16 protein-coding genes are annotated in these 20,265 nt (G+C 70.1%); 7 read left to right on the forward strand and 9 right to left on the reverse strand.

What is annotated here, in order from left to right; translation table 11 throughout:
- Nucleotides 1-1,279: 1,279 nt before the first annotated feature.
- Genes C1I98_RS07860 through C1I98_RS07870 form a run of 3 tightly spaced genes read left to right on the forward strand, consistent with a single transcriptional unit; the run spans nt 1,280 to nt 2,617 of the window.
- On the forward strand, nt 1,280-1,957 hold the full coding sequence (locus tag C1I98_RS07860) for a uracil-DNA glycosylase (RefSeq protein ID WP_111166411.1): 678 nt from the start codon (nt 1,280-1,282) through the stop codon (nt 1,955-1,957).
- Between the two features lie 19 nt (nt 1,958-1,976).
- Nucleotides 1,977-2,324, forward strand: coding sequence for a hypothetical protein (locus C1I98_RS07865; RefSeq protein ID WP_111166412.1), 348 nt, complete (start codon nt 1,977-1,979; stop codon nt 2,322-2,324).
- Complete coding sequence (locus C1I98_RS07870) at nt 2,321-2,617, forward strand: MTH1187 family thiamine-binding protein (protein WP_111166413.1); 297 nt, start codon at nt 2,321-2,323, stop codon at nt 2,615-2,617. The genes C1I98_RS07865 and C1I98_RS07870 overlap by 4 nt, the downstream gene beginning before the upstream one ends.
- 651 nt (nt 2,618-3,268) lie before the next feature.
- On the opposite strand, the gene C1I98_RS07880 is transcribed toward C1I98_RS07870, so the two are convergent.
- Nucleotides 3,269-3,523, reverse strand: a complete 255-nt coding sequence (locus C1I98_RS07880) for a hypothetical protein (RefSeq protein WP_146607328.1) — start codon at nt 3,521-3,523, stop codon at nt 3,269-3,271.
- Nucleotides 3,524-5,222: 1,699 nt separating this feature from the next.
- On the opposite strand from C1I98_RS07880, the gene C1I98_RS07895 reads away from it, so the two are divergent.
- Nucleotides 5,223-5,453 (forward strand): hypothetical protein, encoded by a 231-nt coding sequence (locus C1I98_RS07895; RefSeq protein ID WP_146607329.1) that lies wholly within the window; start codon nt 5,223-5,225, stop codon nt 5,451-5,453.
- Between the two features lie 278 nt (nt 5,454-5,731).
- Nucleotides 5,732-6,370 (forward strand): PadR family transcriptional regulator, encoded by a 639-nt coding sequence (locus C1I98_RS07900; RefSeq protein ID WP_111166419.1) that lies wholly within the window; start codon nt 5,732-5,734, stop codon nt 6,368-6,370.
- A gap of 331 nt (nt 6,371-6,701) precedes the next feature.
- On the opposite strand, the gene C1I98_RS07905 is transcribed toward C1I98_RS07900, so the two are convergent.
- From C1I98_RS07905 to C1I98_RS07925, 5 genes are all read right to left on the reverse strand, one after another.
- Nucleotides 6,702-8,096: a sugar porter family MFS transporter gene (locus tag C1I98_RS07905; RefSeq protein ID WP_111166436.1), complete on the reverse strand. Its 1,395-nt coding sequence runs from the start codon at nt 8,094-8,096 to the stop codon at nt 6,702-6,704.
- A 150-nt stretch (nt 8,097-8,246) separates the two neighbouring features.
- Nucleotides 8,247-9,983 carry a malto-oligosyltrehalose trehalohydrolase gene (gene treZ, locus C1I98_RS07910; protein WP_111166420.1) on the reverse strand — a complete coding sequence of 579 codons (1,737 nt, stop codon included), beginning with the start codon at nt 9,981-9,983 and terminating at the stop codon, nt 8,247-8,249.
- Entirely contained in the window at nt 9,973-12,195 is a 2,223-nt protein-coding gene (gene treY, locus C1I98_RS07915; protein ID WP_111166421.1) for a malto-oligosyltrehalose synthase, read from the reverse strand. Before treY ends, treZ begins: the two co-directional genes overlap by 11 nt.
- On the reverse strand, nt 12,188-14,305 hold the full coding sequence (glgX, locus tag C1I98_RS07920; RefSeq protein ID WP_111166422.1) for a glycogen debranching protein GlgX: 2,118 nt from the start codon (nt 14,303-14,305) through the stop codon (nt 12,188-12,190). Before glgX ends, treY begins: the two co-directional genes overlap by 8 nt.
- Before the next feature lie 170 nt (nt 14,306-14,475).
- Nucleotides 14,476-14,739, reverse strand: a complete 264-nt coding sequence (locus C1I98_RS07925; RefSeq protein WP_146607330.1) for a hypothetical protein — start codon at nt 14,737-14,739, stop codon at nt 14,476-14,478.
- Between the two features lie 438 nt (nt 14,740-15,177).
- On the opposite strand from C1I98_RS07925, the gene C1I98_RS07930 reads away from it, so the two are divergent.
- A complete protein-coding gene (locus tag C1I98_RS07930; protein WP_111166424.1) occupies nt 15,178-16,029 on the forward strand; it encodes a helix-turn-helix domain-containing protein in 852 nt (283 codons plus the stop codon).
- Between the two features lie 54 nt (nt 16,030-16,083).
- Nucleotides 16,084-16,305: a DUF397 domain-containing protein gene (locus tag C1I98_RS07935; RefSeq protein WP_111166425.1), complete on the forward strand. Its 222-nt coding sequence runs from the start codon at nt 16,084-16,086 to the stop codon at nt 16,303-16,305.
- On the opposite strand, the gene C1I98_RS07940 is transcribed toward C1I98_RS07935, so the two are convergent.
- Genes C1I98_RS07940 through C1I98_RS07950 form a run of 3 tightly spaced genes read right to left on the reverse strand, consistent with a single transcriptional unit; the run spans nt 16,289 to nt 20,123 of the window.
- A complete protein-coding gene (locus tag C1I98_RS07940) occupies nt 16,289-17,974 on the reverse strand; it encodes an alpha/beta hydrolase (RefSeq protein WP_233507421.1) in 1,686 nt (561 codons plus the stop codon). The genes C1I98_RS07935 and C1I98_RS07940 overlap by 17 nt on opposite strands.
- Before the next feature lie 47 nt (nt 17,975-18,021).
- On the reverse strand, nt 18,022-19,152 hold the full coding sequence (locus C1I98_RS07945; RefSeq protein ID WP_233507437.1) for a glycosyltransferase: 1,131 nt from the start codon (nt 19,150-19,152) through the stop codon (nt 18,022-18,024).
- Between the two features lie 14 nt (nt 19,153-19,166).
- Complete coding sequence (locus C1I98_RS07950) at nt 19,167-20,123, reverse strand: glucosyl-3-phosphoglycerate synthase (RefSeq protein WP_111166438.1); 957 nt, start codon at nt 20,121-20,123, stop codon at nt 19,167-19,169.
- Between the last annotated feature and the right edge of the window lie 142 nt (nt 20,124-20,265).

Raw genomic sequence — 20,265 nt, forward strand, 5'->3', positions numbered from 1 at the left:
CCCCCCCACAACAACGCGAATTCGCCTCTCAATCCCCCCCTTGTCCCCCACTGGACCAGACAGTCCAACAGAGTGGTCGAACTTCCCCGCAGCCGGCGTGGCCGCCCTTCGCGAAACCTATTTCAGCGGGCTTCGTGGAGTTGTAGAACGAGGATGGCTTTGACGAGTTGACCTCCGTGGAGCAGACAGCAGCGGAGCTTGCCCAGGACCCGCCAGGCTTTCTACATCGCGTTGGCGCGTTCGCCGTGGCCTTGGAGCATGGCACGCGACTGCCGCTTGTCGCGCCCCTTTTGCGCGGCACAAGTACTCCCTCACCTGCGCCGACGTACGCCATGTCCGCAAGCGTGATCAATCCCCGGCCTACACGCGACGGATGATGTCCCAGATACGGGCGGCCCTCAGATCGTGTACCGAGCCGGGCAGTGACCCCAAGGCCCCAGCGGAGTACCGTCCGGAGCGGTCGGCGGCCAGGCGGTCGATCGAGATGAGGGACCACGAACGCGTATCCGGCCCGTTCGGCCGCACGGATGGCTTGATCCAGGCGGGGCGAACGGCGGCCGAGCAGGGTGACGGCCTCCTGTACGTAGCGCCAGACGGTCGCCGTGCCGACGTCGACCCCCGCGACGATCTCGGCGAGGGCTCCCCTTCGCACAGGTGGACCAGCACGACCATGGCCTGTCGGCCGGGCGTGAGGCGACGCTTGGTGGACTTCAGCGCCCGCGGTGCCGGCGGAGTATCCCGGCGAGAGGGATCAGCGCCTGGGATGACAACGGCAGCGCAGCACGGAGAACAGCACTCAGACCCCTGGCGGCGATGATTGATCTTGGCCGCCCCACAACGGGCCCGTGACCTGCCGGATCACGGTGAAGTGGACTCACCACCCCCGATTTCCACGCTCCCGATCACACCACCCGGCAGGACATCCCCGCCGTAGACCGCCCCATGTAGCACGCCCGCACGAGGGGCGCACTCCCCAAGCGGGATGCCTCCATGGGCGGTGTTCGGGCACGGTGGATCTTGCGGCCGGGCCCTGGGGTGAGCGCCGGGGCGTGCGCGGACGTGATCTCACCCGCCGCCGCCCTCTCCGAAGATGGACATAACGCCCCCGAGGGTGGGGTGGGATGGCATTGGCGGGGGCCTCGGAATGGCGGGGTGGCATCGTCTGTTCGCCGCCGCCGGGCCGACGGAAAAGAGGGCTGATGGGGAGTCCTCTGGCGGGTTTGATCGTTTTTTGGATAGCCGCCGCGAGCGGGCTTCCGTGGCACTAGAGTTTGCGGACATGGCCGCACGTCCGTTGCACGAAGTCGTCGAAGCAGGGTGGGCGCAAGCCCTTGAGCCGGTCGCGGATGCGATCTCCACGATGGGAGACTTTCTGCGCCAGGAGATCGCCGACGGGCGGTCGTACCTGCCTGCAGGAGCCCATGTGCTGCGCGCCTTCCAGCAGCCGTTCGACGAGGTCAAGGTCCTGATCGTCGGACAGGACCCGTACCCGACGCCCGGCCACCCCATCGGCCTCAGCTTCTCCGTGGCCGCCGACGTGCGCCCGTTGCCGGGCAGCCTGGTCAACATCTACAAGGAGTACATGGCCGACCTCGGCCACCCCGCGCCGTCCAACGGCGACCTGACGCCCTGGACCGAACAGGGCGTGCTGCTGCTCAACAGGGTGCTGACGGTGATGCCCGGCAAGCCCGCCTCCCACCGTGGCAAGGGCTGGGAGCAGGTCACCGAGCAGGCCATCCACGCGCTGGTCGCCCGCGCCAAGCCGATGGTCGCCATCCTGTGGGGCCGTGACGCGCGCAACCTGCGTCCGATGCTCGGCCAGGTGCCCGCCATCGAATCCGCGCACCCCAGCCCGCTTTCGGCGCGCAGCGGGTTCTTCGGTTCCCGCCCGTTCAGCCGGGCCAACGAGCTGCTTGAGCAGCAGGGCGCCGCACCGGTCGAGTGGAAACTGCCGTAGGCGCATTAGGGTTTCCGTTATGAACGGGGACCTTTCCCGCGTTGAAGCGGAACCGGACGGCGAGCGCCACCTGCGGATCACTCTGGAGCTGACGGTGGAGGTGCTCGATGTCGACGCACTCCAGGCCGCCGCTCTGGCCGAGCTGCGCGATCCGGACCACGGGTTCGACGAGTCGCAGCGCCAGGAGCAGTCGGCCGCGGTCACCGGCGACGAGAGCGGGGCGAGTGCGCTGCAGTGGCTCATCCAGCCCGACCATGTGCGCGCCCTCATCGAGCACATCGACGAGGTGGAGCCACGCGATGCGGTGCTCAGCGTGACGCTCGCCGAAGACCTCGACGAGGACGAAGAGGAGGAGGAAGACCAATGATCGTCGCCTTCTCCGTCACCCCGCTCGGCGTCGGCGAAGGTGTCGCCGAGCCGGTGGCCAGGGCCGTCCAAATCGTCCGCGACAGCGGCCTCCCCAACCGAACCGACGCCATGTTCACCACACTCGAAGGCGAGTGGGACGAGGTCATGGACGTCGTCAAGCGCGCCGTGGAAGCCGTCGCCGAGGTGGCCCCTCGGGTGAGCCTCGTACTCAAGGCCGACATCCGCCCCGGCGTGGACGACGCCATGACCTCCAAACTCGAATCCCTGGAGCGTCATCTCCCTCCTTCCTAGCCGTGGTGCCCCGCTTTTCGCTCTCCTGGAGGCCCGCGACCCTGGTGCCATCGCCATGACGCCTGGAAACCTCTCCGGTGGGGAAATGGTCCTTGCGTGATCGAGCCTCACTTCCCCTGAGTGAGCGAGGCCCGATCCCGAACCTGCGGCAGCAGCCCAATTGGGCGACGTGGCGGGTTTCGTGCAGAGCGGTCGCGAGGGCCAACTTCAAGGTCCACTATGTGTGCGTCGGGTGCCGCCGGTCCCGCAAGCTCCCGTGGGGTGGCGAGGTGCATTTCTGCGCCCAATGTCGCGAACCAATGATCTATGCGGGTCACGATTTCGCCGCCCCGCGTAGGGGCGATCGGCGCCGCTGGGCGGCGGTGACCGCCGTCCTGCAAGCCGGTCTGCGGTACGAGAATTTCGAGCTCTGCGGTTGCGGGCCGGGGCCGGCGTACCGCCCTCACACGAGCGCCCAGGTCCGTGCCCGTCTCCGAGCAGCGGCCCGCGAAGGTCTCACCACGGCCGAAGCCCTTGCGTTGCGCGATCTTCCCTCCCCCGTCCGGCATGGCGGAACGCGGTCTCACCCCCGGCGGCGGGCGCGTTGAGGGCGGCACGCGCGATATGGATATGGACCATGCTTTCCGGGGCCTGCAAGGCGCTGGCGGACGGTCAGGTGCCATAACGCACTCGGGAGGTGAAGAGAGCCGTGGACTCGGTCATCACGCACAGCCCGGCCGAGGGAGCCACGCTGACCTCCAGGCATCCGGCCGCAGCCTGCCCCAGACCGGGGGTGACGACGGGTTCCAGCCAGCCGAGCCGGATGTCCATGTCTTCGATGAGCAGACGGTCATCGATGGTGCGGCTCATGGCGATCGGGTGAGAGGTGAGCCAGTCGAAATGGGAGGTGAGCAGCGACTCGGCCACGGCGCGGACAAAGCCGGCCGTGCACAGGCCATGGCCGCAAGGCGAGACGCGGGCGACGATCTCAGGCAGCCCGAACCTTCGCAGCCCCCTGCTGACCACATGCGGACAGGGCGGCCGATCACCCGGCGGGCTGGAGCGTTGATGAGTTGTGGCCCTGGCATACGGATGTTCGGTGGGACGGACCTGCTGAACGCCGACCAGGCTGGATCGCCGATCGCCATATGGGTGAAAACGCCGATCGGCACCTGCATGGAATCTCTGATCGACCGATCGACCGTTCCTCTGGTCACCAGACCTATCGGAATGCCGATCACCCGGCGGTCCCGGCACCTGATCAATGAACAGGCCAGTCCTGGGGTCTCCATATGGCTGAGAGTCCCTATCACCGGGACGGTCGGCTCCCTGCGCGTCGAACGGCCAGAAGAGCTGATCATGTTGTAGGCGAGGATGCTCGTCAGCAGATGCACGTGAACCCGGATCCCTGGATACACGAGGACGTTGGTCACCTGGTGCTTCGGGCTCGCGATCATCCCAAGAGCACCGCTCTCTCCCCGAGAAAGAACGCGCACCACCTGACGACTGGGGTCCATGGTCGCCCGGTGGCCGCCCATACGGGTCACGGGGCGAGTTGGACCTCTGATCATGCACTAGCCGGAACCCTCGATCACCCCGCGAGCCGGAAGGCTGGTCAGCCGGGACAGGAATGTCCTGACCAAGCAGGTGAATCCCCTGGTCACTTGACGGACAGGGCCCCGAAGCGCCAGCTATGAAAAATCCCTGATCAACAGGTGAGTACGCAGCCTGGTCAGACGCCCGACGGGGCCTTCGATCTCCGAGCACGCCCGTTCCCCCATCACCACACGGCTGAGACCGCCCAACACCGCCCTTCTCATCGAGCGCACGAGGCTGCCGGCCATCTGATGAATGGGAGCCCCAGTCACCAGACGCCAGGCGGGACTCCCGATCGCCGGGCGACTGAGACCACCCGAAGCCGAGCCCCTGATCAAACACGCCATACTGCCCGCCATCCAGCGAAAGGAAGCCCCGATCACCAGGCGGGGAAAACCTCTGATCACCGGGAGGCCGCGATGGTCGGCTATACGGACCACCAGACGAGTACGCAGCCTCGTCGTATGCCAGATGGGGCTCCCGATCGCCGAACACGCCGGTTCCTTCATCGCCAGATGGGCGAGGCCGACCGACATCGACCCCCTCGCCAAATCCATCGGGGTGCCCGTCGGAGCCCCGGTCACTAGACATACGACGCCCAGGATCGCCTGATGACTCAGCTCCCTGATCGCCAGGCGACCGCGCCATACCGGGATACGGCGCAGCCAGGGCACCTGGTGGAGGGAGCCGTTCATCGCCCGGCGGGTCATCCGGGGGCCGCGAACGCCGTACGGTCAATAGACCAGCGGCCTGACTACCCCGCGGAGGAGAACGCCGGTCGTCAAGTGGATGGGGCTGGCGGGCGGGTGATAGGGCAAGGCCCTGAGAGGGGGCCGAGCGATCGTCCAGTATGCGTTCTGCATGTCCGGGGGGATGGTGGTCATCCGGCAGGTGGCAGGGGCATAAAGGGCCGGCGGGGCCCCAGGTGAGCCAGTCGTCGGTGAGGGTGAAGGATGGGCGTTCGCCTGGGCAGTCGTCGCAGTGGAAGACGGATGAGGCGGTGAGCGGGTCAATGATGAGGCCGTCGCACATGCTCGCGACCGCGCGGGCCGCGGCTCTGGCGGTTTGGGCCGCGGCCGGGTGGGCGGTGGGCGGGGCCAGGCTGGAAATGACGACGTGGCGGCGGGCGCGGCGCAGGCGTGCGTACTCTTCGCCGCCGATGAACCGGTCTTTCAGCTCGCGCCAGGGTGACGCCGCCGCCCGCCAGGTGGAGATCGAGAGGCGGCGGGTGCCCAGGGACTCCAGCACGCCCCTCCTGTAGGGCCGGCGCATCCGCCACGGCAGCATCGGTTCGAGGGTGCGCGGAACGCGGGCCGCCGCGACCACGAAGACCGACCTCGTCTCGGCCGGCAGCGGAAACGTGATCTTCATCGGTGTCCTCCTTGCAACGAGCTTGCGGTGCGGCGCCTTATGGCACCGATGCCGCAAGCATTCACGGAAACCACCCGCTCCCGCGCCGCCGAACCGCGTTCTGTGGACAACGGGCCGCCACTCCGCTCGATATAGTCGATCCTGACTAATCGGCTCTGAGGAGAAGCAGTGGCAAAGCACCGCAAAGTCGCCAATCCGCTGGCACTGGCCGTGCTCGCCGGGCTGCTCAGGGAGCCGATGCACCCCTACGAGTTGGGCAGGCGGTTGCTGGAAAGCGGCAAGAACCGCCACATCAGGTACAACCGCGGCTCGCTCTACATGGTGGTCGAGCAGCTCCGCAAGGCCGGGTTCGTCACCGAACGGGAGACCGTACGCGACACCCAGCGCCCCGAACGTACCGTCTACGCGATCACCGACGAGGGCCGCGCCGAGCTGCGTGACTGGATGCGCGAATCGGTCGCTCTCCCCCGCGCGGAGTATCCGCAGTTAGGCGTGGCCCTGTCCCTGCTCGGCGCGCTGGAGCCGGCCGAGGCGGCCGGGCTGCTCGACCACCGGTCGGAGGCGCTGGCGACGGAGGCTGACGAGGTGCGCGCCCACGTCGAGGACGCCGTCGATCACGGTGTCGCCTGGGTGCTCCTCGCGGAGGAGGAGTACCGTCTGACGCTGCTCGACGCCGAACGGCGTTTCGTCGCCCGCCTGGCGAAGTCGCTCCGGCACCCAGACCACGTCAGCGTCTCGCAGGAGTTGCTCAGGCCGGTTCCCGAGAGGACCCGGCAGGGACCCGACCGAGCCGATCGCGCTGGGTAACAAGCTGGCTGAGCCACGGCCGGGCCAACGCCTGACCGGACCGGACGGCAACCACCTCCAGCAGTCGGTGTTGCCGGCGTGTTTCCCGGCGTACTCCAGGTGGGGGCGGGCCGGTAGTAGGTGGTGATCGCGGGAGACGGTGGAAGAGGAAGGTCGCCCCCGCAGCGAACGGCTCGCGGGTGGCCACGGCCAGTGGTCCATCCGCCCCTGGACTGCGCGGCCCCCACCACACTGGTGCATCTGTTCCCCGGCCCTGGGTGCCGGGCAATGGACGCGCACAGCTCCGCAAGCGAGGCCGCCGACCGAGCCGCTGCCGATCCACGGCAGGCGATCACCTGTGCTGTAGCTCCTCGTCGATCTGCCGGAACGACCGGCCCTTGGTCTCCGGTACCGAGCGGATCACGAAGACCAGGGCCAGCACGCAGATGACCCCGAAGATCCAGAATGTCAGCGCCTGCCCGATCGCCGCCGCCAGCGGCAGGAAGGTCAGGCCGACGACGAAGTTGGCCAGCCAGTTGACCATCGTGGCCAGCCCCGCCGCCTGCGCCCTGGCGAACGGCGGGTAGATCTCCGAGTTGAGCAGCCAGAAGACCGGCCCCAGGCCCGCCGCGAACGCGGCGATGTAGACCAGCATCGAGCCCAGCGCCAGCGCGCTGGAGGCGTCCCCCGCGACCGGCGTGAACGACAGGCCGAGCGGCACGGTCGCGGCGGCCATCACGGTCAGCGAGATGATCAACAGCGGGCGGCGGCCGAGCCGGTCCACGACGGGCAGCACGATCGCGGTCAGCACCACGTTGATCGCGCCGATCAGAATCGCGTAGACCAGCGAGTTGGACGCGTTGAGCCCGGTCTTCTCCATGATGCTCGGCGCGTAGTAGATGATCGTGTTGATCCCGGCGAGCTGTTGCAGCGCGGCCAGTGTCAGCCCGATGACCAGCGCCGGCCTGGCCGAGGAGGCGAACAGCCGCCGCCAGGTCTGCTTGCCGCCCTGTTCCTCGCGCGACCTGGTGTAGCCGGGCAGGATGTCGTCCACGGCGTGCGGCGGGTGGAGCGCGCCGAGTACCCGCCTGGCCCGGTCGTGCCGGCCGTTGCGCTCCAGCCAGGCCGGTGTCTCCGGCACGGTGAGCACCCCGAGGAACATCGCCACCGAGAAGATCAGCCCGACGGCGAACATGCCGCGCCAGTTGGCGGTGCCCGCCAGCGCCAGATCGACGCAGTAGGAGACCAGGATGCCGATGGTGACCAGGAGCTGGTTGAGCGACACCAGCAGGCCGCGTATCCGGGTGGGGGCGATCTCGGAGAGGTAGACCGGCACGATCGCCGACGCGCCGCCGACGCCGAGGCCGAGCACCAGGCGGGCCATCAGCAGCAGCGGGTAGCCGGGGGACAGCGCGGCGAGCAGCAGCCCGATGGTGTAGACGACGGCGATCACGATGAGAGCGGGCCGCCTGCCGTACCGATCGGCGAGCCGGCCCGCCGCGAGCGCGCCGGCCATGGCCCCGAGCAGCAGGATGCTGACCACGCTGCCCTGCTGGAAGGGGCCGAGCCGGAAATCCTCCCTGATGAACAGCAGGGCCCCGGAGACCACCCCCGTGTCGTAGCCGAACAGGAACCCGCCCAGCGCGGCGAACGCCGCCCAGGTGGCCAGCCGCCGCCGCGCGTGCGGCGGGACGTCGTGGTCTCCGTGCTCGTGTGTGACCGGCCGCGCCGGGAACCCGTGCGTCACCGCCCGCTCCCCGGCCACACCTTGAGCGTTCGTCGCCGCACCTGCCGTCCTCCCCCGCCATGACCGTCCATGTCAGGGGGACTTCTCCGGGTCTACCCCGCCCCGCGCGCCCGCATCCCTGTACGACGCTCTCCCCAGGCAGACCCCCCGTCAGGGGGCTTTCAGGATGGCGAGACTCATGGCGGGAAGCGTGACGCGCGCGAAGTCGTGGGTGATGTCCTCGTCAGAGGCCAGCAGGACACGGGAGTGCGGCAGCGGCAGGTCCACCGGGTCGGCGCCCAGGTTGGCGGCCACGCGCAGCGTGCCGCGGCGGACGACCAGCCAGCGGGCGTCCTCGTCGAAGTCGACCGCGACCTCGCGCAGCCGCGGGTCGGTCAGCTCCGGCATGGCCCTGCGCAGCGCGATCAGGTCGCGGTACCAGTTGAGCAGGGAGCGGTGGGAGTCGTGCTCCAGCTCGCTCCAGTCGAGTTTGGAGCGCAGGAAGGTGGTCTCGTCCTGGGGGTCGGGGGCCTTCGCCGCCCAGTCGTCGTAGCCGTGGTCGACGAACTCCCGCCGCCGCCGGTCCGCCTCGCCCTCGGCGAGTTCGGGCTCCACGTGGTCGGTGAAGAACAGGAACGGCGTACGCGCCCCCCACTCCTCCCCCATGAACAGCATGGGGGTGAACGGCGAGGTCAGTAGCAGCCCGGCGCCCACCCGCAGCAGTTCGCCCGGCAGCCGGTCGCCCTCCGCGCGGTTGCCGATCTGGTCGTGGTTCTGTAAGGCCGCCACGAACCGGTAGCCGGGGATGTGCCAGGCCGGGCGGCCGTGGCCGCGCCCCCTGAAGCTGGAGTAGGTGCCGTCGTGCAGGTAGGCCGAGGTGAGCGTCTTGGCCAGCACGGCCATCGACCCGAAGTCGCCGTAGTAGCCGTGCCGTTCGCCGGTCAGCGCCGCGTGCAGGGCGTGGTGTACGTCGTCGTCCCAGACCGCGTCCAGGCCGTATCCGCCGGCGTCGCGGGGGGTGACCAGGCGGGGGTCGTTCAGGTCGGACTCGGCGATCAGCAGCAGCGGCCTGCCGAGCGAGACGGCCAGCAGGTCGGCCTCGACGGTCAGTTCCTCCAGCAGGTGGACGGCCCGCTTGTCGTGCAGCGCGTGGACGGCGTCCAGCCGCAGGCCGTCGATGTGGAAGTCGCGCAGCCAGGACAGCGCGTTGTCGATGATGTAGCGGCGGACCTCGTCCGACCCCGGCCCGTCCAGGTTGACGGCCTGGCCCCAGAAGCTCCCCAGCGACTCGTGGAAGTACGGGCCGAACGGTTGCAGGAAGTTTCCCGACGGGCCCAGGTGGTTGTAGACGACGTCGAGGATCACGCCGATCCCGGCACGGTGGCAGGCGTCCACGAAGATCTTCAGCCCGTCGGGGCCGCCGTAGTTTTCAGTGACCGCCCAAAGGTCGACCCCGTCGTAGCCCCAGTTGTGCCGGCCGGGGACCGGCGGGACCGGGAGCAGTTCGACGAAGTCGACGCCCAGCTCCACCAGGTGGTCGAGCCGCCGGACGGCCTCGGCGAAGGTGCCGCCCACGGTGAAGGTGCCGACGTGCATCTCGTAGATGACCGCGCCGCGCAGGTCGCGGCCACGCCAGTCGTGGTCGCTCCAGGTGAACCTGTCGTGGTCGTAGACCCGGCTGGGCCCGAAGACGCCCTCGGGCTGCCGCCGGGACATGGGGTCGGGGTAGGGCCCGTCGCCGTCCACGATGAACGCGTAGTCGGTGCCGTGGCCGGCGCCGGGGACGGTGGCCGACCACCAGCCCCGCTCGCCGGTCCGGCGCATTCGATGGCGGGTGCCGCCGATCTCCGCTTCCACGCTGTCGGCCCGAGGGGCCCAAACCTCGAAGGTCCAGCCGTCATTGCGCATCGATGACTTCCCTTTCCAGCAGTGCGACGGGGTACCTCGACAGCAGGTGGGCCAGCGGGACGCGGCCGGTGTGGAGGTGGCCGGTGAGCAGGTCGCGCCAGCGCCCGGCGGGCAGCGGGAGCCAGGTGCCGCCCCAGCCGCCGCGCCGGGACAGGCCCACCGGCAGGCGCGTGGCCACCGCCACCGCCACCGGCGCCGACCGCCTGCCGCGGGCGAAGGCGACGGCGTGGCCGGCCGCGGGCCCCTGCGCCCGAAGCGGCGCGTACGGCAGGCCGCCGCCCATCCGCCGCCGCAGCCCGAGGGCGGACCTGGTGAGCAGCAGCTTGGCCGCGTCCCACTCGCCGTGCGGCACGCGCGGGTACCGTACCGGCCGCCGGTTGTCCGGGTCCACCAGGGAGAAGTCGGTGACCTCGTTGCCCTGGTAGACGTCGGGGACCCCCGGCATCATCAACTGGACGATCTTCTGGCCCAGCGAGTTGGCCATGGCGTGCGGTTCGATCCGCCGGGCGAACGCGGCCACCGAGTCGCCGCACTCGGCCACCGCGCGGGCGGCGAAGTCGTCCAGGCCGTGCTCGTAGACAGGGTCGGGGCGCACCCAGGAGATGGCGGTCTTGGCCTCCCTGGCCGCCTTGTGCAGGTACGCGGCGAACCGCGCCGGATCGATCGGCCAGGCGGCCACGAGGTTCTGCCAGGCCAGGTAGTCGAGCGCCGGATCGAAGGCCACCCGCGAGGACCAGTCGTCCACCGCCCGCGCCCACTCGTCGGGGATCTCCGACAGTACCGCCAGCCGGGCCCGCACGTCCTCACTGCGCTTGGTGTCGTGGGTGGACAGCGTGGTCATCGTGCCCGGCGGGAGCACGGCGCAGTAGTCGTGGAACTCCTCGACCGAGCCGCCGAACTCGCCGGGCTCGCCGCCGACCTCGTTGAGGCAGGCGAGCGGGTACCAGCGGTACAGGGCGGTGTCCTCCACGCCCTTGGCCATGACCGGGCCGGTGGTCTGCTGGAAGCGCACCACGGCCTCCGGCGTGCCGTACAGGACCCGCTTGACGACCTCGGCGACCGCGGCCTCGTCGCCGAGGCGGGCGGCGGCCACCCGGCCGGCGTCCTCCACCAGGCGGACGGCCTGCGCGGGCGGCGGCTCGCCGGGCACCACGTAGGCGCGGTAGACGGGCATCGCGGCCAGCAGCTCGACCGCGGCGGCCCGCAGGTGCGGGCCGCCCAGGGCGGCGACCAGGCGGTCCACCTCGGTGGTGAAGAACAGGTCGAGCACCTCGCGCTTGGCCTGGTAGACCACGGCGGGGTAGTCGCGGGAGACCCCGGTACGCCGGGCGAACTCCGCCACGAGCGGTTCGCCGCCCTCCGGATCGACGAACAGGCCGGTGATCCGGTTGAGCGCGTCGTAGCCGGTCGTGCCGTCGCAGGCCCAGTCGGCGGGCAGCCGCTCCTCGCCCACGAGGATCTTCTCCGCCACCGTCCACACCCCGCCGGACCGCTCGCGCAGCCGGGCCAGGTAGCCGCGCGGGTCGGTCAGGCCGTCGGGGTGATCGACCCGCAGGCCGTCCACCAGCCCCTCCCCGACCAGGGACAGGATCACCTGGTGGGTGGCCTCGAAGACCTCCTCGTCCTCCACGCGCAGCGCGATCAGCGAGGAGACGTCGAAGAACCGCCGGTAGCCGGGCCCCTCCCAGTAGTAGCCGAGCCGGTAGTGGTCGGCGGGCAGCGGGAACTCGTGGTCGTGGTAGCGCAGCACCCCGCCCTGCGGGCGCGGCGGGTCGTCCTCCGCGCCGGGGCCGAGCACCGGCATGGTCATCCGCCCGTCCTCGCCCCAGTCGATGTCGAACCACGCCGCGTACGGCGACGCCGCGCCCTCCCGTAGCACCGACCACAGCTGGGCGTTTCCCGATTCGGGCACCGGCACGGTCATGTGGTTGGGCACGATGTCCAGCACGATGCCCAGGCCGTGCGCGGCCAGCGCGCCCGCCATGGCGCGGAAACCGGCGAGGCCGCCGAACTCCGCGCGGACCCGCGAGTGGTCGGTCACGTCGTAGCCGTGCTGGGACGCGGGCACCGACTGCAGGACCGGCGACAGGTAGACGTGAGTCACCCCCAACCCGGCCAGGTACGGCGCCAGCGCGGCGACCTCGGCGAACCCGTGCTCGGGCGTGAGCTGGACGCGGTAGGTGGACACGGGTGCGGAGGAGGTCTCAGACACGCCGCAGCACCCGCACCGAACGGCCGGTCACGGCCACGTCCTCACCGGCCCGGCAGGCCCGGGTGTCCAAGGTGATCGGCATCGCGGTGTCGATCTCGGTCAGCCACATCTCGCCGTAGTCCTTCGGAATCGTGAACTTGATGACCTCGTGGTGGGCGTTGAACATGAGCAGGAAGGAGTCGTCGGAGATCCGGCGGCCCCTGCGGTCGGGCTCGGTGATGGCGTCGCCGTTCAGGAAGACGGCGAGCGAGCGGGCCTCGCCCTCGTTCCAGTCGGCGTCGGTCATCTTCTCCCCCGCGGGGGTGAGCCAGACGATGTCGCTCAAGCCCTCGCCGGGCCCGTCGTCCGACCCCCGCACCGGGCGGCCGTAGAAGAACCGCCTGCGCCGGAAGACCGGGTGCGCGCGCCGCAGCCCGGCCAGGCTCTTGGTGAACTCCAGCAGCAGCCAGTTCTCCCGCACGTCCGACCAGTCGACCCAGGACAGCTCGTCGTCCTGGCAGTAGGCGTTGTTGTTGCCCCGCTGGGTGCGGCCCAGCTCATCGCCGTGGGAGAGCATCGGCACCCCCTGGGACAGGAACAGCGTGGTGAGGAAGTTGCGTTTCTGCTGCTCGCGCAGCGCCTCCACGGTCAGCGAGGCGGGGCCCTCCACGCCGCAGTTCCAGGAGCGGTTGTCGTCGGTGCCGTCGCGGTTGCCCTCGCCGTTGGCCTCGTTGTGCTTGTGGTCGTAGGAGACCAGGTCGCGCAGGGTGAACCCGTCGTGGCAGGTCACGAAGTTGATCGAGGCGGCCGGGCGGCGGGTGTCGAGCTGGTAGAGGTCGCTCGACCCGGTCAGCCGGGAGGCGAACTCCGGCAGCGCGGCCGGCTGGCCCCGCCACAGGTCGCGGATGGTGTCGCGGTAGCGGCCGTTCCATTCGGTCCACCTGGGCGGGAAGTTGCCCACCTGGTAGCCGCCCGGGCCGACGTCCCACGGCTCGGCGATCAGCTTGACCTGGGACAGCACCGGGTCCTGCTGGACCAGGTCGAAGAACGCCGACAGGCGGTCCACCTCGTGAAGCTCGCGGGCCAGGGTGGCGGCGAGGTCGAAGCGGAAGCCGTCCACGTGCATCTCGATGACCCAGTAGCGCAGCGAGTCCATGATGAGCTGGAGGACGTGCGGGGAGCGCATCAGCATGCTGTTGCCGGTGCCGGTGGTGTCCAGGTAGTAGCGCGGGTCGTCTTCCACCAGCCGGTAGTAGCCGACGTTGTCGATGCCGCGCATGCTCAGCGTCGGCCCGAGGTGGTTGCCCTCCGCCGTGTGGTTGTAGACCACGTCGAGGATGACCTCGATGCCCGCCTCGTGCAGGGCCTTGACCATCGCCTTGAACTCCAGCACCTGCTCCCCCCGGCGGCCCGTGGAGGAGTAGGCGTTGTGCGGGGCGAAGAAGCCGATCGTGTTGTAGCCCCAGTAGTTGGTCAGCCCCCGGTCGGCCAGCGCCTGGTCGGTCACGAACTGGTGGACCGGCATGAGTTCGAGCGCGGTGACGCCGAGGCCGCTCAGGTGGTCGATGATCTCGGGGTGGCCGAGCGCGGCGTAGGTGCCGCGGATGCGCGGCGGGATCTTGGGATGCCTGATGGTGAGGCCGCGCACGTGCGCCTCGTAGATCACGGTGTCGTGGTACGGCGTGGCGGGCGGCCGGTCGTGGCCCCAGCCGAAGAACGGGTTGATCACGACCGAGCGGGGGACGTAGGGGGCCGAGTCGGCGTCGTTGCGGCTGTCGTGGGCGCCGAAGCGGTAGCCGTACACCGCCTCGTTCCAGGTCACCTCGCCCTCGATGGCCTTGGCGTAGGGGTCGAGCAGCAGCTTCCTGGGGTTGCAGCGGCGGCCCTGGCGGGGTTCGTAGGGCCCGTGGACGCGGTAGCCGTAGCGCTGCCCGGGGCCGATGCCGGGGAGGTAGCCGTGGTAGACGAAGCCCTCGACCTCGGTCAGCCGGACACGGGTCTCCTTCCCCGCGTCGTCGAACAGGCACAGCTCCACCTTCTCCGCCATCTCCGAATAGAGGGCGAAGTTGGTGCCCGCGCCGTCGTAGGTCGCGCCGAGCGGGTAGGGGTCACCCGGCCATATCTCCGTCATCGCACCGCCCTTCAGCGGTGAGGGGTTATGCCCATTTACGGGTACGGCCATGCGCGGCCGGGCGGCTTGGGAGAAGAGAGCGGGATCCGGGCCGGAGGAGTAGGGGCGAGAATCCCCCCAATACATCAAATTCCTCATAATCCCGCTATTTCATGCTCTATTTGCCGACCTCAGACAGAACGGATGCCCCGCCGCTTCACCCGGCCATGGCCCCCACAGCCGCGGCACTTCGGCGCCGGCGTCGCCGGCCGTACGGCGGGGCCGGTGCGCGCCTCGCCGCTTCCCGCGCATCCGGGGCAGACGGTGAACGCCCGGAAGCGGGGATCGCGGTACGCGCGCGCGAACGGCGCCGGGCGGGCGGTCTCCCACCCGACGACGAACGCGAAGGAGTCGACCTCGCCGAACACCTCCGCGCCCAGGGCATAGGTCCACATCAGCACCCGCCGGCAGGCGAGTGCCCAAGGACCGCTTCTCCAGTGGTAATTCTCAACAAGCATGAATCCCCGTCATCTATTTTTTGGCTAGAAATTTCCGATTCATCGGGAAGCCGGCCCAATGACCACCGCACCGGCCCGGCTTTCGTGGATCGGCGACCGCGGGACCGGGGCGCACCCCCCGGCCCCCTCGCTCCCGGCCCTCCTTTCGATCTTGCTGAATCCCGGCAGGAGACCTACTTTCCTTTTACGCCGGATCGTTGCCAAAGACGACATGCCCCCGGCAATTGCCACAGGAATGTACCTGTGGCGGTCACCTATCGTGCCTGCCATACCGGGCTATCGTTGGCAGTCAGGATCGCTTCGCAGGCGGGGCAGACCGCCCGCGGACGACCGATTCCGCCAGGTCCCCGCGGCATCGTGATGAGGTGAGCGCCGATGGCCGCAGCCAATCCCACCCTCCGGCGCCGCCAGCTCGCCGCCCGCCTGCGCGAGCTCCGCAAGGAGTCGGGCCTCAGCATCGACGAGGTGGCCCAGAAGCTGCTCTGCTCACCCGCCAAGATCAGCCGCATCGAGACCGCCCAGCGCGCGGCGAGCCTGCGCGACGTACGCGACCTCGCCGCCATCTATGCCGCGGGCGACCCCAGCGAGACCCGGACCCTGATGACGATGGCGCAGGAGGCCAAGCAACCGGGCTGGTGGCAGCAGTACGACGACCCCGACGTACGCGGCTTCATCGGCCTGGAAGAGGCGGCCACCTCGATCACCGTCTACGAGACCTGCCTGGTGCCCGGCCTGTTCCAGACGGAGGACTACGCGCGGGCCGTGATCAAGGGCGTGCTCCCCCGCATCCGGCCCGACGTCCTTCAGGAGCGGGTCGAGACCCGGCTCAAACGGCAGGAACTGCTGTTCCGCGAGTCGCCGCCGCGTTACTGGACGGTGCTGGACGAATCGGTCCTGCACCGGCACATCGGCGGCCCCGGCGTGATGCGGGCCCAGCTCGCGCGCGTCGTGGAGCTGGCGGAGCTGCCGCATGTGGTGGTCCAGGTCGTGCCGTTCAGCGTGGGCGCGCACATGGGGCTGGACAACGCGTTCACCTTCCTCCAGCTTTCCGATCCGGCGGTGCCCGACACCGTTTTCGTCGAAGGTCTCATGGGGCTGATCTATCTCGAAAAGCCCACCGAGATCGAGATCTATCGGGAGGCCCTGGAAAGCCTCCGCGCGGCGGGGCTCGACCCGGCGAGGTCGATGGCCCGGATCGCGGAGATCAGCAGATCGTACGCGGAGTGATGGCGACCGGCCGGCGCGCCCGGCACGTAACTCGGCCGATGACAAGGAGAGTCGATGGAAAATCCGGGTGATGACCGGCATTCCGGTCTGCGGTGGAAGATCTCCTCCCGGTGCAACGGCGGCAACTGCGTGCAGGTCGCGGCGCTGCCGGGCGGCGGCGTCGCGGTCCGGGACGGCAAGCACGAGGCGGGGCCGGTGCTGGAGTTCACCCGGGCCGAATGGCACTCATGGATCGACCGGGTGAAGGGCGGCGAATCACCTACCGGTACTGGATGAGCGTGCGGAGCCGGTCGGTGTCGGCAGGGGTCCAGCCCTCCGGGGCGGCGACCGCGGCCCAGCCGTTCACCAGGTTGGGGCCGTAGCGGTGGCCGTGCCCGTCGGGCACTCCCAGGGCGATGGTGAGATCCACCACGACCTGCCAGAACGTCACGACCGGATACCACCGCATGGCCGGGGCGACGTCGGGGCCGCTCGGCTCGGCCAGCCAGGCCGGCTTGCGCCAGATCAGTGACGGGTTCCACCACACCACGGGATCGGACGCGTTCTGCAGGTAGACCAGGCCGGGCCGGCCGGCGTCGGCCAGGTCGTGCGGGGTCTGCCCGAACGCCACCTGCTTACCGCCCTGGTAGAGCGGCCGCCACTCGGGGCTGCCGAGGTCGCGCCGGGCCACGACCGAGCGCCAGATCGGATTGGCGTTCGGCGGCCCGGCGAGCAGCACCCCGTCGGTGGCGGTGAGCAGGTCGTCGAGGTCGCCGCCGAACCCCTGCTCGACGAAGTACGACCCCAGGCTCTCGCCGAACGCCACCAGTCGGGGCCTGCCGCCGGCGGGCAGCGTGGCCAGCCTGGCCTCCACCGCCGAGACCAGCGCCCGCCCCGCCTCGGCGGCCTTGGTCTGGTCCACCACGAACGACAGCCAGCTCGGCAGGTAGGAGTACTGCACGGCGACCATGGCGGTGTCGCCCGCGTACATGTACTCCAGCGAGTCGGCCCCGTCGGAGTCGACCCACCCGCTGCCGGTGGTGCCCATCACGGCCAGCACCGCGCGGTCGAAGGCGCCGGTCCGCTCCAGCTCGCGTACGGCCAGGCGGGCCTGCTCGGCCATGGTGGGCGCGGAGTCCAGTCCGACGTAGATGCGGATCGGGTCCTTGGCGGGGCGCCCGGCGAAGGTGCTGAGCTGCTGCTTGGTGGGCGTGGTGCCGATGAGGTCGCGGCCGGTACGGCCGAGCGACCTCCACGACACCAGCGAGCCGGGACCGCCGGACAGCCTGCTGGAGGCGGGCGCGTGGATGCCCGGGCTGGTGGAGCCGTTGGCCAGCGAGGAGGTGTTGTTCATCACCTCGACGAACCCGTCGAACAGCACGTCGTTGGCGAACACCGAGACCAGGAAGCCGGCGACGGCCAGGCCCGCGACCTTGGCGACCAGCGCGGGCACGAAGCGGCCGAGCAGCGCGATCAGCTTGCGGGTGCCCAGCCGTACCGCGCGGGCCAGGGCGAGCAGCGCCGTGAAGGTGGCCAGGGCGACCAGCGCGATCAGCGGGATGAACCACACGATGTTCGGGTCCATGCCGACGCTGAGCCGGATCTCGCGCTGCCAGTCGGCGCTGAACCACAGCACCGACAGGGCCACCGCCGCGCCGCCGGCCACCAGCAGCCGCCAGGCGACGCGCCGGGCGCGCGGGCTCGGGATGAGCCCGAAGACCCGGCGCAGCACCGCGGAGATCGCGCTGCCGAGCCCATAGCCGAGGACCGCCGCGAGCCCGGCGACCACGCCCTGCAACGCCCAGGGGCGGGGCAGCAGCGACGGCGACAGCGAGGCGCACAGGAAGGCCACGGCCACGAGCGTGCCGCCCATGCCCAGTTCGCGCCGGACCACGCGAGAGGCCCGGCGGGCGCCTTCCGGCTCGCCCTCCTGGTCCTCTGAGCGACGCCCCACCTGCTCAGTCAACAATGATCTCCCGCTGGAAAGACCGACTTCCTCACCAGCCGGAAACACTAACTCCTGTCACGCCGCCGTGTTGAGGTTACCTCCTGGTAAAGCTCCAGATATCGCTCGGCCATCACGGCCGGCGTGAACCGCTCGCGCGCCACCGACCTGCACTCCTCCGGTTCGATCTCGCCGATCCTGCCGAGAAGTTCGGCGAGTTCCTCCTCGGTGTCGGCGAGCAGCCCGGTACGCCCGTGCTCGACGATCTCGGGCAGTACGCCCCTGCGCAGCCCGGCCACCGGGACGCCGAGGGCCAGCGCCTCCACGACCGCCGTGCCGCCCGGTTCGTCCCACTGGAGCGGGAACAGCGCGGCGCGCGCCGACCCGTACAGCCGGTCGCGCTCCTCGCCGGTCACCGAGCCGACCCAGCGGACCATGTCGCCGTCCACGTAACGGGCCACGCTGCCCGCGTAGTAGCGCACGTCGGGGTTGGCGTGGTGGGGGTCGTCCGGGTCGTCCAGCACGGCGGCCAGTTCGTCGGGATCGTCCACCGGCCCCACCGGACCGGCGAGCACCAGCGGGATGCCGAGTTTCTGGCACAGCCGGGCGGCGACGTGCTGGCCCTTCAGATGGCAGATCCGGCCCATGACCACCAGATGGTCCTCCTTGCCCGCCACCGGGGCGCACCCGGCGAGCGGGGTGGCGAGGTGGACGAAGCCGAGCGCGGAGTCGCGCAGCGCGGCGGGGGCCCGGTCCAGCTGCGAGCGGGACACCCCGTTGGTGCGGATCCGGTCGCCGGGGAAGGCCCCGTAGAAGTGCGGGTGCTTGGCGAGGTCCCAGTGCAGCGTGTGCAGCACGGGCGGCCCCTCGTCGCCGAGCGCGGACAGTACGGCGGGGCCGACGACCTCCACGTGGTCGTGGACGAGGTCGATGTCGTGGCGGCGGCGCAGTTCGGCCACCACTTTGGCCAGGTGGGCGTGCGGCACGCCCATGACCTGGTTGTAGGGCCGTTGCAGCAGAGGGAACCGCCCCTCCGGGTAGACCGCCACTCGTTCGTCCACCTCAAGGGTGCTGTCACCGACCGCGGCGAGCACCACGCGCACGCCCCGGCTGCGGAGTTCGGGGACCAGGGTGGCGACCACGTTCTCGATCCCGCCGTACCCGGCGGGCGGCACGGCCAGCCACGGCCCGCTGTTCATCAACACGGTGAGGTTCATCCTTGCCGCCCCGCTTTCTGCCTGGCCACCGAGGCGAGCGGTGGCCGTTCCGCGACGCTGACGTCGCTGACCCGTGGTCGTCCCCGCTCGTACTGGAGCAGGTAGGGGTTCAGGGGTTCGGATGAGACGATCCGCCCCTGCCGGTCCAGGCGGGACCACGCGGTCAGCAGGATCTGTCCGGCCATCCGGCCGAGCGCGGCCGTGGACTGGTGGGCGTGTACGCGGTCGCCGAGGTCGACCTGTGCCATGCCGTCCAGCCCGATGATCCCGAGCAGGTCGATGAGCAGGCCCAGTTCGACCCCGTAGCCGCTGACGAAGGGGACCCGTTCCAGCACGTCCCGCCGACCGGCGTACTCGCCGCCGAGCGGCTGGACGAAGCCGGACAGCTCCGGCCAGTAAAGGTTGAGCAAGGGCCGGGCCACCAGTTCGGTGACCCGGCCGCCCTCGCCGGGGTGCGTGACGCCGTCCTCGGTGATGTGCGGGCGCTCGTAGAGCGCCTTGACGAACCCGATCTCCTCGGTGGTGAGCAGCGGGCCGAGCAGGCCGCTGACGAAGTGCGGGCCGAAGTTGCGCAGGTCCGCGTCGACGAACACGACGAAGTCACCGCCTGCGGCGGCGAGTCCCTTCCACAGCGCGTCGCCCTTGCCGGGCAGCGCGGGAAGGTGCGGGAGCACGGCGTCCTGGTGGACGACCCTGGCACCCGCCTCCGCCGCGACCCTTGCGGTGGCGTCGGCCGAGCGCGAGTCGACGACCAGGATCTCATCGACCAGCGCGGGCAGGCCGGTGCGGATCGCCGAGACGATCCCGCCGACCGTCGCCGCCTCGTCCTTTGCGGGCAGGATGACGCTCACCCCGCGCGTTCCCTTGGCCGCCACGAGCCGGTCGAGGGGCCAGTCGGTCGCCCTGCTGGTGCGCCGCCGAGCCCAGCGCCGCACCTTGGCGTACGCGTCCATCGCGCCGCCCTGCAGGTCTACCCGCGGGTACACCGGTACCTCATGGTCCATCGCCTTCCCCGATCGGTGGAACGTTGGGTGCGACACTGACTGCCCTGATCTGAGATGAATGAACATCACATCGCCGGTTTGAGCGGATGTG

Source organism: Spongiactinospora gelatinilytica, from assembly GCF_003236385.1.
Classification (GTDB): domain Bacteria; phylum Actinomycetota; class Actinomycetes; order Streptosporangiales; family Streptosporangiaceae; genus Spongiactinospora; species Spongiactinospora gelatinilytica.